This window comes from Coprococcus sp. TF11-13 (assembly GCF_003481085.1).
In the GTDB taxonomy this organism is placed as follows: domain Bacteria; phylum Bacillota; class Clostridia; order Lachnospirales; family Lachnospiraceae; genus Coprococcus; species Coprococcus aceti.
On record NZ_QUKK01000003.1, the window covers coordinates 250596 to 267572 of the forward strand.

15 protein-coding genes and 1 riboswitch are annotated in these 16977 nt (G+C 45.5%); of the genes, 13 read left to right on the forward strand and 2 right to left on the reverse strand.

Going from position 1 to position 16977, the window contains the following annotated elements; translation table 11 throughout:
• Positions 1-223: 223 nt before the first annotated feature.
• The 13 genes from DXD11_RS07705 to DXD11_RS07760 all read left to right on the forward strand — a co-directional run bounded on the left by DXD11_RS07705 (position 224) and on the right by DXD11_RS07760 (position 11862).
• Positions 224-682, forward strand: coding sequence for a GNAT family N-acetyltransferase (locus tag DXD11_RS07705; RefSeq protein ID WP_117874595.1), 459 nt, complete (start codon positions 224-226; stop codon positions 680-682).
• Positions 683-746: 64 nt separating this feature from the next.
• Positions 747-902: a hypothetical protein gene (locus DXD11_RS14210; RefSeq protein WP_158564628.1), complete on the forward strand. Its 156-nt coding sequence runs from the start codon at positions 747-749 to the stop codon at positions 900-902.
• Between the two features lie 43 nt (positions 903-945).
• Entirely contained in the window at positions 946-1419 is a 474-nt protein-coding gene (locus tag DXD11_RS07710; RefSeq protein ID WP_055223190.1) for a YbaK/EbsC family protein, read from the forward strand.
• 79 nt (positions 1420-1498) lie between these two features.
• On the forward strand, positions 1499-2299 hold the full coding sequence (locus tag DXD11_RS07715) for an MBL fold metallo-hydrolase (protein WP_055223193.1): 801 nt from the start codon (positions 1499-1501) through the stop codon (positions 2297-2299).
• 139 nt (positions 2300-2438) lie between these two features.
• On the forward strand, positions 2439-3128 hold the full coding sequence (pnuC, locus tag DXD11_RS07720) for a nicotinamide riboside transporter PnuC (RefSeq protein ID WP_022216111.1): 690 nt from the start codon (positions 2439-2441) through the stop codon (positions 3126-3128).
• A gap of 221 nt (positions 3129-3349) precedes the next feature.
• Positions 3350-3859 (forward strand): GNAT family N-acetyltransferase, encoded by a 510-nt coding sequence (locus DXD11_RS07725; protein ID WP_118017356.1) that lies wholly within the window; start codon positions 3350-3352, stop codon positions 3857-3859.
• 83 nt (positions 3860-3942) lie between these two features.
• Positions 3943-4051: riboswitch (TPP riboswitch) on the forward strand.
• A gap of 191 nt (positions 4052-4242) precedes the next feature.
• Positions 4243-5553 carry a phosphomethylpyrimidine synthase ThiC gene (gene thiC, locus DXD11_RS07730; RefSeq protein ID WP_004850265.1) on the forward strand — a complete coding sequence of 437 codons (1311 nt, stop codon included), beginning with the start codon at positions 4243-4245 and terminating at the stop codon, positions 5551-5553.
• Positions 5554-5767: 214 nt separating this feature from the next.
• The gene (locus DXD11_RS07735) at positions 5768-7117 is read left to right on the forward strand and encodes an MATE family efflux transporter (protein WP_118758102.1); all 1350 of its coding nucleotides are present in this window, start codon (positions 5768-5770) and stop codon (positions 7115-7117) included.
• A 3-nt stretch (positions 7118-7120) separates the two neighbouring features.
• A complete protein-coding gene (locus DXD11_RS07740) occupies positions 7121-7969 on the forward strand; it encodes a YdcF family protein (RefSeq protein ID WP_118758103.1) in 849 nt (282 codons plus the stop codon).
• Between the two features lie 216 nt (positions 7970-8185).
• Positions 8186-9013, forward strand: a complete 828-nt coding sequence (locus DXD11_RS07745; protein ID WP_004850272.1) for a transketolase — start codon at positions 8186-8188, stop codon at positions 9011-9013.
• Entirely contained in the window at positions 9010-9948 is a 939-nt protein-coding gene (locus tag DXD11_RS07750; RefSeq protein ID WP_118758104.1) for a transketolase family protein, read from the forward strand. Before DXD11_RS07745 ends, DXD11_RS07750 begins: the two co-directional genes overlap by 4 nt.
• A 251-nt stretch (positions 9949-10199) precedes the next feature.
• Positions 10200-11180 (forward strand): biotin synthase BioB, encoded by a 981-nt coding sequence (gene bioB / locus DXD11_RS07755; protein WP_118758105.1) that lies wholly within the window; start codon positions 10200-10202, stop codon positions 11178-11180.
• A gap of 103 nt (positions 11181-11283) precedes the next feature.
• On the forward strand, positions 11284-11862 hold the full coding sequence (locus DXD11_RS07760; protein WP_118758106.1) for a hypothetical protein: 579 nt from the start codon (positions 11284-11286) through the stop codon (positions 11860-11862).
• Between the two features lie 89 nt (positions 11863-11951).
• Here DXD11_RS07760 and DXD11_RS07765 read toward each other — a convergent pair whose 3' ends face one another.
• Positions 11952-14024 (reverse strand): GH25 family lysozyme, encoded by a 2073-nt coding sequence (locus DXD11_RS07765; RefSeq protein ID WP_118758107.1) that lies wholly within the window; start codon positions 14022-14024, stop codon positions 11952-11954.
• Between the two features lie 158 nt (positions 14025-14182).
• Entirely contained in the window at positions 14183-16765 is a 2583-nt protein-coding gene (locus DXD11_RS07770) for a fibronectin type III domain-containing protein (RefSeq protein WP_118758108.1), read from the reverse strand.
• Between the last annotated feature and the right edge of the window lie 212 nt (positions 16766-16977).

A 16977-nucleotide genomic window follows, 5' to 3' on the forward strand; every position in this document is an offset into this window, starting at 1 on the left:
GGTACACATTATCCTGCCAGCTGCATAAAAAAAGAGCCAGATAAGATAATCATCTTATCTGGCTCATGAAAATTCTGATATATTGTATCGCGATTCATGTTCCATCCGGGAATCCTGCATCTGCAGAACACCTTGCAAGGTATATTAATATTCAACATACCGTCCGACTTGTGTTATTATAACAGGAGGTTAGCAAATGTCAAGGACTGATTAGGGGGATATTATGGAATATAGGATGGCGGACGCGAGCGATATAGATATGTTGATGAATGTCAGATTGTCCATGCTTAGGATAGTCAATGATCTTCCAGTTGATTATATATTTGACGATAAATTGGTGACAAACAGCAGGAGATATTTTCTTGAAGGTGATCAGACAACTGTTGTAGCTGTCGATGACGGAAGATGTGTGGCGTGTGCCAGTATGTCTTATATTGAAATTATGCCAACATTTTCTCATACTTCTGGAAAGAGAGCACATCTCATGAATGTATATACAGAAAAGGACTATCGGAGGAGAGGAATCGCCAGGCAGCTTGTGAATATGCTTATAGAGGATGCGCGTGTACATGGTGCCACGGAGATAAGTCTTGATGCCACGGAAAGCGGCAGACCGCTGTACGAATCAATGGGATTTAAGGCATCTGAGGAGTGCATGGTTATAGATATACAGCAATTATGATGCTTTGGATAATATACGGTTTACATACATATATTTACGGAGACAGACGGAGGCAGACATAGCTATGGAGGTAAGAGATAGCATAGAAAAAAGACACAGTATTAGAAGGTTTAAAGATACCCCAGTGGAGCCGGCGATTATAAGACAGCTTATCGAGGTGCGGCGATCCAGAACCTGTTGCAGAGAATCCGGAGATGCGGCCTGGAAAGAAAATGGATGAAGTGCTAGAATACAGATAATTACAACAAGGAGGACGTACAGCCATGTCACTGGAAAAGGCAGAAAAGTTTCTTGAAGATAAAGGATATGGAGACAGGATCATACTTATGGACGCTCCGACGTCAACTGTTGCCATGGCGGCGGAGGCGCTTGGAGTTGAGCCGGGCATGATCGCTAAGACCATGGCGTTCATACAGGATGACAAGATAGTACTCATACTCACCGAGGGCATAGCCAGAGTTGACAATAGGAAATATAGAGACAGATTCCACGTCAAGGCGAAGATGGTGCCATTTGATAGCGTGGAGGAGCTTGTCGGACATGCACCGGGCGGAGTGTGTCCATTTGGAATAAATCTGGGGATAGATGTATACCTTGATGAGAGCCTCAAGAGATACGAGAGGGTTTTTCCTGCGGCGGGCAATGACCACAGTGCAGTGAATCTCACCATCTCTGAGCTTGAGGATGCATCTGGGGCTGCCGGCTGGGTTGATGTGTGCAAGGAGCCGGAGAAGTAAGCTGTTAATCAGGTTAATATGAGTCTGCGGATGGTGCTTATTATACGAATTAAGTATTTGGGAAAGGAAGAATGGGTGTATGGACATAACGATGCTTGGAACAGGAAGTGCACTTGTGACAGAGTGTTATAATACATGCTTTGTGCTGTCAGATGGAGACGAACATTTTCTAGTGGATGGCGGCGGTGGTAACGGCATACTGTCACAGCTTAAGAAAGCGGGTTTTAACTGGCAGGACATGAGGACAATATTTGTGACGCATAAACATATGGATCATATACTCGGCGCGGTGTGGATGATCCGCATGATATGCCAGCATATGAAAAAAGGTTCGTATGAAGGCGAAGCCGTTATATACGGACATGACGAGGTCATCGCTTTACTTAGGGAGATGGCAATGCAACTTCTTAATAAGAAGGAGACAGTATATATTGGTGACAGACTTCATCTGGTTGAGGTGAATGACGGCGATACGAAAGAGATAATGGGCAAAAAGGTCACATTTTTTGATACTGGTTCAACTAAGACAAAGCAATTTGGATTCTGTATGGATATGGGTGATGGCGCGAAAATTACGTGCTGCGGAGACGAGCCTTACAATGATTGTGAGGAGAAGTATGCGAGAGGCAGCAAATGGCTGCTCCATGAGGCATTCTGCCTGTATTCTGAGGCGGATATATTTGATCCATACGAGAAACATCACTCAACAGTCAAGGATGCCTGTGAACTTGCAGAAAAGATTGAAGTTCAGAATCTGTTGCTATATCATACAGAGGATAAAAATATAACACATAGAAAAGGATTGTACGTGGCAGAGGGCAAAAGGTATTACAGTGGCAACCTGCATGTGCCAGATGATTTGGAGAAAATAAGACTTTAGAGATGGGCAGGAAAGAATATAGTCAAAATCTGAGAGAAATTAGAAGATGAATGACTTTCTTGAACAATAGAATTGTTTGAAAATTCAGGCAACTAGAAAAGAGTTTGCTAAAGATAGGCGATAAAAAGGAGAGATCGAAATGTACAATCCAATAAAAGAACTGACTAAGCGGGAATGGCTTATCTGGCTGAGTTCCCTGGCTATAGTGCTGGTGTCGAATCTTCTCACTGCAGATCTGGACATACTCACACTTGCGGCGGCACTCATAGGTGTGACATCGCTTATATTTGCGGCAAAGGGAAATGTGTGGGCGCAGATATTGATGGTCGTATTCAGCATATTATACGGTATCATATCCTTCAGGTTCCGTTATTGGGGGGAGATGATAACCTACCTCGGGATGACGATGCCGATGGCGGTGTGGTCAGCCATAACATGGTTTAAGAATCCATCGGAGGGCAACAGCAGTGAGGTAGCCATACAGAAACTGACACGCAGGCATGTGATATGGCTCACTGTCAGCACAGTGCTTGTAACGGTTGTATTCTACTATATACTCATGATACTTGACACGCCGAATATAGTATTCAGCACAATATCCATAGTCACAAGTTTCCTGGCGGCTGCGCTCACCATGCTGAGATCGTCATACTATGCGGTGGGATATGCAGCAAATGATGTAGTACTCATAGTATTATGGGTTCTCGCATCTTTTGAGAATCCGTCATATATTCCTGTAGTTGTAAACTTCGTCATATTCTTTGTGAACGACATGTATGGATTTGTGAGCTGGAAAAAGAGAGAAGTGAGGCAGGCTGTGGATATGTAGCAGATAAAGGAGGTGCAATTTGCAACATAAATAGACAGTAGTACAATGTTTAAAGTGCTGACAGCTATATGCCCATAACTGTCAGCACCATAATCTGATTATTATTGCTGAATATCGGCAATATACACTGTTTTGATGTATACATAGTGCGCTGCCAGACAGAACGATATAATAATAAATAGAACATAAGTGAAATCTTATCATAATAGGAGGACGCATAGATGAATATAAACATAAGAGAGTACATGGCAGCAGATGCAAAGTCAGCATCAGAGATCTGGAACCAGGTTGTGGATGATGGCGTGGCATTTCCACAGGAGGAAGTCCTGACACCGGAATCAGGAGATGCATTTTTCAAAGAGCAGACATATACCGGTATCGCCGAGAACGCAGAGAGTGGTGAGGTGGTAGGACTCTACATACTTCATCCGAACAACGTGGGAAGATGCGGACATATATCTAACGCCAGCTATGCCGTGAGACGCGACGTCCGCGGTGAACACATAGGAGAAAAGCTTGTGCTTGACTGTATCTCCATGGCAAAGAAGAAAGGCTTTGGAGTGCTCCAGTTCAATGCCGTAGTAGCATCAAATGTACATGCACTCCATCTGTATAAAAGGATTGGTTTTACTCCGCTGGGCGTTATCCCGGGAGGCTTCAGAATGCCGGATGGACATTACGAGGATATCATTCCGCACTATTATGACCTTAGAAAAGATGCAGATCAGTAATGAGTTGCAGCATATGGTGTAACATCACAGAAAAATATGTTGATGTTACGATCTGACAGCGGTATACTTGTTGTCAGAGAATTGGATAGTATATGGGGAGCTGGCGAGTTAGCCGGCTGAGAGGAGGCTGAACGCTTCGACCCACAACCTGATGCGGATAATGCCGCCGTAGGGATACGTTTGATACATACATAATGATGTAAGAAAGAAGAGACGCATTCCCTCGTCTCTTCTTTCTTTTTTCATAAGGAATAATCCACGTGAGTGGGATGTTCCTAAAGTGGCTGATTGGGGGCACCACCTTCCGCCACTATAAAAGTGTAAGAGAAACAAATATTAGATCTGGAACAGATTTATAAAGCCGGATCAGATTGGAGGAACAGATGAGGAATTACACAACACAGATGGACGCAGCAAGAAAAGGCATAGTAACTCCTGAGATCGAGAAAGTTGCCGAGAAAGAGCATATGTCCACTGAGGCGCTGATGAAACTGGTAGGAGAGGGCAAGGTAGCGATACCAGCTAACAAGAAGCACACATGTTTAAACCCAGAGGGAGTTGGAAGCATGCTGAGGACCAAGATCAATGTCAACCTCGGTGTGTCAAGAGACTGCAAGGATTATGGTATCGAGATGCAGAAGGTTATGAGTGCTGTCGAGATGGGAGCAGAGGCGATCATGGATCTGTCAAGCCACGGCAACACACAGCCGTTCAGACAGAAGCTCACTTCAGAGTGTCCGGCTATGATAGGAACTGTGCCGGTATATGACAGCGTTATTCATTATCAGAGAGATCTCGCAACTCTTACTGCACAGGATTTCATCGATGTGGTACGTCTTCACGCGGAGGATGGAGTTGACTTCGTGACTCTCCACTGCGGAATAACAAGAAAGACGATCGAACAGATCAAGAAACACAAGAGAAAGATGAATATAGTCAGCCGTGGCGGCAGTCTTGTATTTGCATGGATGACCATGACTGGTAACGAGAATCCGTTCTACGAGTATTTTGATCAGATCCTTGATATATGCGAGGAATACGATGTGACAGTATCACTTGGAGATGCATGTCGTCCGGGATGTCTTGCGGACGCAACGGATGTATGTCAGATAGAGGAGCTTGTCAGACTTGGAGAGCTGACAAAGCGCGCGTGGGATCATAATGTACAGGTTATGGTTGAGGGCCCTGGTCATGTGCCACTCAATCAGATTGCAGCCAACATGGAAGTTCAGAAGACACTCTGTATGGGCGCACCATTCTACGTACTTGGACCTCTTGTCACAGATATAGCACCGGGATACGATCACATCACAAGTGCCATAGGCGGAGCGGTCGCAGCCATGAACGGCGCAGCATTCCTCTGTTACGTCACACCTGCAGAGCACCTTGCCCTGCCAAATGTAGACGATGTCAAGCAGGGAATCGTCGCATCCAAGATAGCAGCCCATGCGGCAGATATAGCAAAGGGGATACCTGGAGCGAGGGATATAGATGACAAGATGGCGGATGCGAGACGTGTCCTCGACTGGGATGCACAGTTTGCATGTGCCATAGATCCTGAGACTGCAAAGGAGATCAGGGACAGCAGAAAGCCTGATGACGAGTACAGCGACACGTGCAGTATGTGCGGTAAATTCTGTGCTGTCAGATCGATGAACAAGGCGCTGTCAGGGGAATACATAGATATACTGTAATTACCAAGAAACTTAAAATATAAAAAGATCCGGCAGTATATGTCCATCTCGGCATGTACTGTCGTTTTTATATGCATAAAAATATATGGAAATAAGTACAAAAAAACGGGTGTTCAGCCGAAGATGTTTAATATTTTGCCTATTGTAATGCCGGGTGAACGAGTTTAGAATAAAACCGAAAACAGGAGTAAATTATAGAAAAGAAGGGAAAAAAGTGAACAAAGATCTTACTGTGGGAAGACCTGAATCCGTGCTTTGGAGATTCTGCCTTCCACTTTTTGGAAGTGTAATATTTCAGCAGCTTTACAACATAGCGGACAGCTTTGTGGCGGGGCAGTTCATAGGAGAAAATGCTCTGGCGGCGGTCGGCAACAGCTATGAGATAACACTTATTTTCATAGCATTTGCATTTGGATGCAATATAGGCTGTTCGGTCATAGTATCCCAGCTGTTCGGGGCAAAGAAATACAGCGAGATGAAGACTGCGGTCTGGACTACTCTCATAGCAAGCGCGGTACTTGTGGCGGTTCTCATGCTGGTTGGATTCCTGCTTGGAGAGAGACTGCTGGCACTTATTGATACCCCGGATGAGCTGATGAGAGATTCGCTTACTTATCTGAACATATACATATTGGGCGTGCCATTTTTGTTCTTCTACAACATAGCGACAGGAATATTCTCTGCGCTGGGCGACTCGAGAACACCGTTCATATTCCTTGCCATCTCATCGGTGTCCAATATAGCCGTTGATATACTGTTTGTAAAGACATTTGAGATGGGGGTAAATGGAGTTGCGTGGGCTACATTCATCTGTCAGGGCGTGAGCGCTGTACTTGCGATAATAGTTGTGTTCAGACGCCTGACAGCAGTTCGCACTGAGGGGAAGGTCCGTGTATTTTCGGGAAGCATGCTGGGCAAGATAGCAGTCATAGCCATACCGAGCATACTTCAGCAGAGCTTTATCTCAGTTGGAAATATAATTATTCAGAGCGTCATCAATGGATTTGGAGCCTCTGTCATAGCGGGCTATGCGGCGGCTGTAAAGCTCAACAATCTCGTCATAACGTCATTTACAACACTTGGAAATGGAATATCCAACTATACCGCACAGAATCTTGGCGCGGGTAAGATCGACAGGATAGGACAGGGACTTAAAGCTGGAATAAAACTCATATGGGGACTATGCATACCATTTGCGGTTTTGTACTTTTTCTTTGGTCGTTATGGCATGTATCCATTTATGGAGAACAGGACAGGACTTGCCCTTGACACGGGAGTCACGTATCTCAGGATACTGGCGCCGTTCTACTTTGTAGTATCGGCAAAACTTATAGCGGATGGAATACTAAGGGGAACAGGCATGATGGGCAGATTCATGACATCGACATTTACGGATCTGATACTCAGGGTGGTGCTGGCGATAGTGCTGTCAAGAGTTATAGGTTCCGCCACAGGAATATGGCTGGCCTGGCCGATAGGCTGGACTATAGCAACAGTCATGTCACTGTTATTCTGTGTGAATGGTATTAAGAAGCTGAAAAGAGAAAAAACAGGGAGGATATAATAGATGACAGATAAAATGACTCAGAAGAGCCATGAAGATATGAGTAAAGAAATAAACAAAGATGGTGTGGCGGTGCGTACACGGGGATATCATATATGGAGAGTTATATTCTGTATAATAGGCGTGCTGGGAATGCTGATGTTCATATATCCGGTGCTTAGAGGCTGTCATGTGAATATAGGAACCCTGCTGGGAACAGGCGTGTTTGCACTTCTCACATTGTATGGAGTATTCAGGGCAAAGATAGACAAATCTGTCAGAAAGCTTTGGGATAAAAAAGCAGGAAAGATATGCCTCAGTATCGTGCTTGCGCTTGTAACCATTGCTCTTGCCCTTGTTGTGGTCATCACGTATCACATGGTCTATGCGGCTCATGTAAAGCCTAAACAGGATGCCACAGTCGTGGTGCTCGGATGCGCGGTCAGAGGCGGCGGTCCAAGCCTTATGCTGAGAGAGAGACTTATAGCAGCACAGGATTATCTTGATGAGAACCCGGAGGCTGTATGTGTTGTGTCCGGTGGACAGGGCGCAGATGAGAGCATGTCGGAAGCTCAGTGCATGTATGAATACCTTACAGAGCACGGAATTGCTCCGGAGAGAATATATATGGAAGACAAGTCCACGTCCACAAGGGAGAACATAAAGTTTTCGGCTGAGATCATCAGACAGAACGGACTGCCGGACAAGATGAATATAGTGACAAATGAATTCCACGAGTACAGGGCAAAGCGTATAGCGGACAAACAGGGCATAGAGACGGGATCCATAGCCGGAAGCACTGCATGGTGGCTGCTTCCGACGTACTATGTCAGGGAGATGGCAGGCATACTGTATGAGTGGATCAGCGGCTGATACGTGGACAGGTGCGCTGCGAGGCGGACAAAGTGAATACAATGATCCGCCGGACACCCATGCAGGTATATTTGGTCGAAATGCACAGATAACCTTGAAAAAACCTTGTAATATTTCTTGAAAAATGCATGTAAAAACGTACTTCTAAATAGAAGAAATTATGTTATAATGGCTCTGTATGATACAAATACAGTATCCAGTTAAAAGGAGAATGAGATGAACAAATTAGAACTTCAGAAAAAAGCTGTAGAAGTTCGCAAGGGCATTGTCACAGGTGTATACAATGCAAAGAGCGGACATCCAGGCGGCTCATTATCAGCAGCAGACCTGTTTACTTATCTTTATTTCGAGGAGATGAATGTGGATCCTAAGAATCCTGAGGACGAGAATCGTGACAGATTCGTGCTCTCAAAGGGACACACAGCTCCGGGCTACTACGCAGCACTTGCGTTAAAAGGCTTTTTCCCAATAGAAGACTTAAAGACACTCAGACATGTTGGATCTTACCTTCAGGGACATCCTGACAAGAAGCACACTCCAGGAGTGGACATGTCATCAGGATCACTGGGACAGGGACTCTCAGTTGCAGTAGGTATGGCACTTGCAGCCAAGATGCAGGGCAAGGATTACAGAACATACTGTCTCTGCGGTGATGGAGAGATCCAGGAGGGACAGATATGGGAGGCAGCTATGTTCGCAGGACATAGAAAGCTTGACAATCTGTGCGTTATAGTAGATAACAACAATCTTCAGATTGACGGAACGGTTGAGGATGTATGTTCACCATATCCTATAGATGAGAAGTTCAAGGCATTCAACTTCCATGTTATCAATATCAATGGCAATGACTTTGACGAGATCGACAGGGCATTTGCTGAGGCAAAGTCCCACAAGGGTGAACCTACAGCGATCATCGCCCACACGATCAAGGGCAAGGGTGTATCATTCATGGAGGACAAGGCCGGCTGGCATGGAAAGGCTCCGAATGAAGAGGAGTATAAGATCGCCATGGAAGAACTTGAGAAGGAGGCTGCAGCATTATGATAGAGAATAAAGCAATCGCAACCAGAGAGAGCTATGGCAATGCCTTAGTAGAGATCGCAAAGGAGCACGATGATCTTGTTGTTTTAGATGCAGACCTTGCAGAGGCAACCAAGACAGTTATTTTTAAGAAAGCTTATCCTGAGCGACACGTTGACTGTGGCATCGCGGAGGCGAACATGGCAGGAATAGCTGCCGGAATGTCAACATGCGGATATGTTCCATTTATGAGTTCATTTGCAATGTTCGCTGCAGGACGTGCATTTGAGCAGGTGAGAAATACTATCGGATATCCACATCTGAATGTGAAGATCGGTGCAACCCACGCAGGAATCTCAGTAGGTGAGGATGGAGCAACACATCAGTGCTGTGAGGATATCGCACTCATGAGAGAGATCCCGGGCATGGTTGTCATTAACCCATGTGATGATGTAGAGGCAAGAGCAGCAGTGAAAGCTGCATACGAGTATGTTGGACCTGTATATCTCAGATTCGGAAGACTGGCAGTTCCAGTACTCAATGATGAGAGCACATACAAGTTTGAGATCGGCAAAGGGGTTAAGCTCAAGGACGGCAAGGACATATCTATCATAGCTACAGGACTTTGTGTATCTGAGGCTGTGAAGGCTGTGGATATGCTCGCTGCTGACGGTATAGATGCTGAACTCATCAACATCCACACTATCAAGCCTATCGATGAGGATATCATCGCTGAGACAGCTCAGAAGACAGGAAGAGTGTTCACAGTTGAGGAGCACTCCATCATAGGTGGTCTCGGAAGTGCTGTTGCAGAGGTGCTTGCTGAGAAGTGTCCTACAAAGCTGACAAGGATCGGTGTGAGAGATACATTTGGTGAGTCAGGCCCTGCAAATGAACTGCTTCACAAGTACGAGCTTGATGCAGAGGGTATCTACAAGCAGATCAAGGCTGCGCTGTAATCCTAATGTGATCATTTGGAGACATAACAGAGAACACAAGATAAATAGCTGATACTAAATATCTGTGAAAGATATAGAGAGTTATATACAGATGGGGGAGCCTGCCGGTGGCAGGCTCTTTCCATATATACATATGAACTGTCAGATGGGCGGTAGACACTGCAGGCATCCGGCAGATTCTGTGATTAACATACACAAGGGCTGAAGACCAGATGAAACTGGGAACTTTACAGAAAAGAGGTAGGAATCATATGGGCAGAGAGTATGTAGAGGAGCTTAAGAACCGCGTGCTGAATGGTGGAGCGGAGATCACATATGATGAGGCTCTAAAGCTTGCACATGAGGATCTGGATATACTGGCGGCTTCAGCAAATGAGATAAGAGAGCATTTCTGCGGAGACCGGTGCGATGTGTGCTCGGTCATAAGCGTGAAGGAGGGCAGATGCACAGAGAACTGCAGATACTGTGCACAGTCCAGGATAGCGAAGAAGGATGTACCTGAGATAAATCTTCTGGGTGAAGAAGCGGTTACTGAGGGTGCATCGATTGACTGTGGCAAGGGAAGCTTCAGGTACTGCCTTGTGGCTGAGGGCAGGAGACTTTCAAAGCGTGAGGTCGAGCTTGCTGAGAAAACGGTCAAGGATATACACGACAATGTGGATATCAACATATGCGCGTCATTTGGCCTGCTGGATCAGGAGGACTTCACGAAGCTTAAGGGTGCGGGACTATCGATGATACATAACAACCTTGAGACCTCTCCGGCATATTTCCCGGAGGTGTGTACCAGTCACACACAGGAACAGAAGAAGGCGACAATACGCGCTGCAAAGGATGCGGGACTCATGGTGTGCAGTGGCAGTCTGTTCGGCATGGGCGAGACACTTGAGGACAGGGTGGCACTTGCATTTGAACTCAGAGAGCTTGGCGTGGATTCGGTTCCGATGAACCTCCTCAATCCGAGGGAGGGAACGCCGTTCTATGACAAGACACCTCTCACTGAGGAGGAGTACGTCAGAACGATAGCGGTATACAGATTTGTCATGCCAAAAGTCATGATAAGGCTTGCGGCCGGAAGAGGAAGATATGAGGACAACGGCGAGGCTGCACTTGCAGCCGGGGCAAATGCGGTCATAAGCGGTGACTTCCTGACCACCGATGGCACATCATTTGACCTTGACTTTGACATGATAAGAAGAAACGGATTTGTCACGGACAGAAAACATTCATAGACATTAGTGGGTGCTCCGTGCGCAAGGCAATTGGATGAGAAGGATTAACTGCACGCAAATAAGAGAATATAACAGGCAGAATAAGTTTTAGAAGGAGAATTATATGAAGATTTATGACAGGATCATGGGACTTGGAACAAAGATGACAGACATGGATGCATCCACATATCAGGGCGCATTCATAGGCAAGATATCCTACACGGTGGACAGAGAGAAGGCAGAGGCTGCCGACAGTATCACATATGAGTATGGCGATGTGAAGGAGAATGCTTTCATGTACATACTCTCAATACTTGGTAAAGTAGATGGAGAGGAGACTCCTGTTGAGAAGATGACCATAACACTTGTAAAGGCGTCTGACAAGGAGAAGGATATCAAGAGAGTGGAGAAGGCTGAGTACGAGGATGAGAAGCCTTTCCATACATTTACAAAGGAAGAGGTATATGCATTCAGCAAGGAGACAGGAGACGAGAATAAGATCCACCTCACAGACCATCCTGTAGTCCAGGGAATGCTGCTCTTACGCACAGCAGCATGCGCACATGAGGATCTGAAGAGACTCGACGTCAAGTTCGTGGAGCCTTCATACGCAGAGGAAGAGCTCATGTGGGGCAGCAACGGAAGAGAGCTCGTGCTCTATGCAGATGGCTATGTAAAGGCTTCATTTAAGGTTGTGAAATAGTTTCCGCTAACGGACGATCATGATGATAAATACAAAATAGGCATCATACCTGATCAGGTATGATGCCTATTTTGTTGTTTGAATTCTGACTAGTTTATTCTTATGAAATCGGATCTTATATATCCGGTGTATTTCTTTGAGCCCTTGGTGTAAGTGACCTTATACCACGCATTCTTGCCGGAATATTTGCAGCCGCTGATCTTGACCTTTGATCCTCTGGCAAGTTCCCGGATGATACGTTTGTTGGTTCCTGCCCCTGCCCTGAGACGGACCTGGCTGTCAATGACTGTTCCGCTCAATGAGCTGGCTTTTGCGGGAGCTTTTGAAATGTCGCCATATACTATCGAACCATTGACATTCTTATATGCAAGAATCCTGTAGCCGAAGCCGCTCTTCAAAGCAGGAAGTATACAACTGGTTGTTTTGTAAGAGAATATTTTCTTTACTCTTGTGTATTTGTTATGGGCAATATCATATTTGTATATGATGTAGCCGGATACATTTGAAAGCTTCTGCCAGTGCAGACAGCGATACGAACCGAGAGGAGTATACTTAAATGAAGATGTAAAGGTTCGTGGCTTTGTACATTTGCTGAACTCCAGGCGGTTGCTGTACATGATCACACCGTTGTATTCATAATACGCCCTCACGCCGAATTTGTATGTTGTGGCGGGAGAAAGTCCGGTAAAGTTATAACTTCTGGATTCGTCGCCTATGCATCTTGCAATTCTGTCATATTTACCAGTGGACGTGTTGTATTTGTACACGAAATAGCCTGTGACTCCGGAAATCTTGCTCCAGCGGACATTAATGGAACTGGAAGTCCTGTCTGCTATTGCGGCCTGGGTAGGCATGTCCGGGGCGGTATCGAAGATTGGAGGTTCAGGATCTGTCGATGCAGTTACAGCCTCTGCATAGGTGGCGGTGCAGCTATATTCTTGCGAGTAAGCTCCGAATACAGTGCCGGTATTTAATTTATGGTATCCGCGCACCATGTAGGTATATTTTTTACCGCTGGTGAGACCGTTATCAGTGTAGGTCAGAGTGCCGGCCCCCTTTGTTGTTCCGATCGACACATATTTTCCTTCGGCCTCATCGTAACGCACTATCTGATAACCATATACCTCAGGAACCTTATTCCAGGTGAGGGTTATGGATGAGCTGGTCGATGACTTAAATGTGAGTTTTGTAGGTGCTGCCGGTGTATTTACATATTTGAAATCAAGATCCGTCGGATAGCTTATTCCGGCGACGGTTCCGTTGTCATCGTACTGCCAATATGAATGAGTGGCGGTCAGCGTGTCTGAATCGTTGTACTGCGCATTCCATATTGGGTATTTGTTGTTTATACTGGTGATGTTCATGTCATCGGTTATAACACTTTTGCTCGCATACAGCATGCCCACGTAGCCACTTGCTTCCACTGTACTGCAAAAAGTGTTGATGACCGTGGTGGCAGCGCTTTTGGACAGGTGCGCATTGTAGAGCCTGCCGGTCAGTCCACCCTCCCATGCGTATTCGTAGTCCATGACGATGGGAAGTGTAAGGTTGTAAGAGGATACGATGTTCAAGGTGTATGCCGCCTCCTGCCTGGCCTCGGTGGCGTTTATGGCCTGAGAGTAGAAGTACGCTCCGACATCAATCCCTGCCGCAGTTGCATTCTTGACATTCTCAGCAAATTTGGAGTCGACGAAATATGCACCTGAACCATAGTACCTTCCTCCAGCCCTGATAAAGGCAAATGTAACGCCGCTGGATTTTACCTTGCTCCAGTTGATGGAACCGTTCCACTCCGATACATCTATCCCCTTCATGACAGCGGAGTTCTTGAACTGGGATGCGTGTGTATATGTTGTCGATGAGAGCGTGGCAACACCATAAGGATTAGCGCTGTCTGACTGCTTTTGCAACTGCCTTATCGTCTCAGGATCGTTGCCGTAAATACTATATATGTGGTCGATCTCGGCATCGGTCAACTGAGTGTAGTCAAAGTTACCTTCATCCACAACCTCTTGAATCTCAGATCTGGTCGATGATGTTGAGATGGTGGAGGTGTCAGCCGCGTATACTGTGGCAGAGTGGAAGATATTATCTGCCGCAGTCAGTATAAATATTCCAAGGGAAATAATAAAAAGTTGTTTAGATAATCGTTTTATTCTCATGTAAGCCTCCTAATATAAATGTTACAATTATATTACAAAAAGATTATTAAAATATTATTAATAAAAGGCCTGCGTGAGAAAAATATAAAAAAATAGGGGAAAGCAGGAGATACAAAGTATGCATGCTTTTCCCTATTTTAATTGTATAAGTATAAGAATTACTTGACACGTATGAGATCAGATCTTATATAGCCGGTATATTTTCTGGAGCCTCTGGTGTATGTGACCTTATACCAGATATATCTTCCAGACTTTGCATAGCCGGAGATCTTGACTTTTGAACCCCTTGCAAGCGTTCTGACTACTCTGCTGTTTGTTCCGGCTTTTGCACGGAGGTTTACGCTGCTGTCAGTGATCGTTCCGGTAAGAGATGTATTCTTGATCGGTGCTTTTGAAAGTGCACCGTAGTATATCTTGCCGTTGTACTTCATGTAAGCGAGAACACGGTAACCGTAGCCTCTTCTGAGGTTAGGAACAAAACAGAAATTTGTCTTGTTGGATGTTATCTTCTTAACTCTTGTGTATTTGTTTGCCTTCTGATCATACTTGTATACGATGTAGCCGTCAGCGTATGACAGCTTTGACCACTGGAGGAATCTCTGCGATCCAAGTGGTGTGTATTTGAAGGATGATGTAAAGGTTGCCGGGAGAGTGCAGGAGCTGAAATCCTTGCGGTCACTGAAGCCTGTGAATCCATTCCGCTCTGTGTATGCTCTCACTCCAAATTTGTATTCTGTTCCGGCTTTAAGTCCTGTAAATGTATATGTTCTGTTGCTGCTTCCGCTGATACGTGCCACCTGCTCAAATGACTTGCTGGACGTATTATATTTGTATACCGTGTAGCCTGTGGCATCAGATATCTGTGTCCATCTTATGGTCACGGAATTGGCTGTCCTTGATGCGGTTGCAATCTGGGAAGGAACAGCAGGTCCGGTAAATCCGCTCGCTGCGCTGGCTGTCTCTGTGTAGTGGTATGTTCCATTTTTCTTGTAATATGCACATACCGTGTAGCTGTACTCAGTTGAATGAGGAAGTCCCTTGTGTGTGTATGTGTCAGTAGACTTGGAAGAGATCTTTGCAAGCCTTGTCCAAGTAGCATTGGATGGCTCCCATACATATACGATATATCCGTCAACATTTTCCTGCTTATTCCACTTCAGTGTAAGTGAGCTTGTGTAGGCTGAAGTGATCTTGAGCCCTGTAACCTCGCCTGGGTCGGTGGTTATGGTCTTGGCATCTGACAGAACGTGCCAGATGGTGTTGGTATCGGTTGTTGTGTATGCGCGTACCTTGTAGTTATATTTTGTGCCAGGATTGAGCTGGCTGTCGGTAACGTCGCAGTCGTCAGGAGAATTGGTCGTGGCAATCGTCTCGTAGCTGCCTGATGAACCGTTGCTTCTGTATACTCTGTATCCTGTTGCTGCAGGGATAGGTGACCATGAAAGTTTTACAGATGTAGGCGCTGTAACTGTAGCCGCAAAGTTCTCTATGGTATCAGCTATTGTAATACCGGTACACTCTGCTGAGTAGGTTCCGTAGATGGCTCCTGAGCTCAATTTGTAATATCCGCGTACCTTGTATGTATACTTTTTACCGTCCTGAAGATTCTTATCTGTAAATGTAGTCGTTCCGGCACCCTTGGCAGTTCCTACGGAGACGTATTTATCTTCGGAGCTGTCGTAACGCACGATCTGGTAAGCATAGACCTCAGGGATCTTCGTCCATGTCAGTGTGATAGTGGAGTCTGTGCACGCTGACTGTGTCAGAGATGAAGGCGCGGCAGGAGATTTGACATATCTGAAATTCATATCAGTTGCATTGCTGATTCCTGACACCTTGCCGACGTCGCTGTACTGCCAGTATGAATGTTTCACTGTGAGAGTGTCCGTGTCGTTGTACTGGGCATTCCATATAGGATATGACTGTGCGATCGAAGATGCGTTCATGTCGTCTGTGATGACAGTCTTGCTGGCGTAGATCATGCCTACGTAGCCCTTTGATTCAACTGCCGCACAGAATGCTTTTATGACATTTGTAGCTGCGCTCTTGGAAAGGTGGGCGTTGTACAGACGACCGCTCAGACCTCCATCTTCCCATGCGTATTCATAATCCATGACAACGGGATAAGTTATGTTGTAGCCTGAGATCAGGTCGGTAGTGTATTTGGCTTCTGTCTTGGCCTCCGATGTGCTGATGGCCTGTGAGTAGAAGTACACACCCACGTCAACACCTGCATTCAGTGCATTTTTGATATTATCCTTGTATGTAGAATCGATGAAATATTTTCCTGAACCGTAGTAGCGTCCGCCCACACGTATGAATGCGTAGGATATTCCTGCGGCTTTAACCTTTTTCCAGTTGATGTTGTCGCCGTTCCACTCGGATACGTCTATGCCCTTGATGACTTTGTAGCCATCAAACATGGAAGAGTGGGTATATCTGGCACTCAGCGTAGCTATATCGCCGGTGGCGTTGTAATCGGATTGACGCTGGAGCTGTTTGATGGTTTCGGGATCATTATTATACAACTCGTATATGTGATCGATCTCTGTACCGTCCAGCTCTGTGTAGTGGAAGTTTCCATCGTCCACCACCTGCTGTACATCCTCCCTCGTCGATGTAACGCTTATGTCGGACATGTCTGCGGCATAGGCTGTTTCGGGCACGTTGCCGGCAAATGCGAATACACTTATACCCAGAGCAGCGCCCAGAATTATCCTGGTAAATTTTCTGATAATCATGAATTCCTCCCGTTTTGTAAAAAGTTTTTAGCACAGTTTACATAATATAATGTACGCTATGAAAAGTCAATAAAACTACGCTGATTTGTTACGAATATATTACAAAATGCTTATTAAAATCCAGCTAAAACATAAAGCCTGAATGAAAAACAAGAAAAAAGTCGGTAAAGGTTGATGTTTTTCATATTAAATACATAAAGTCTATGTTATAA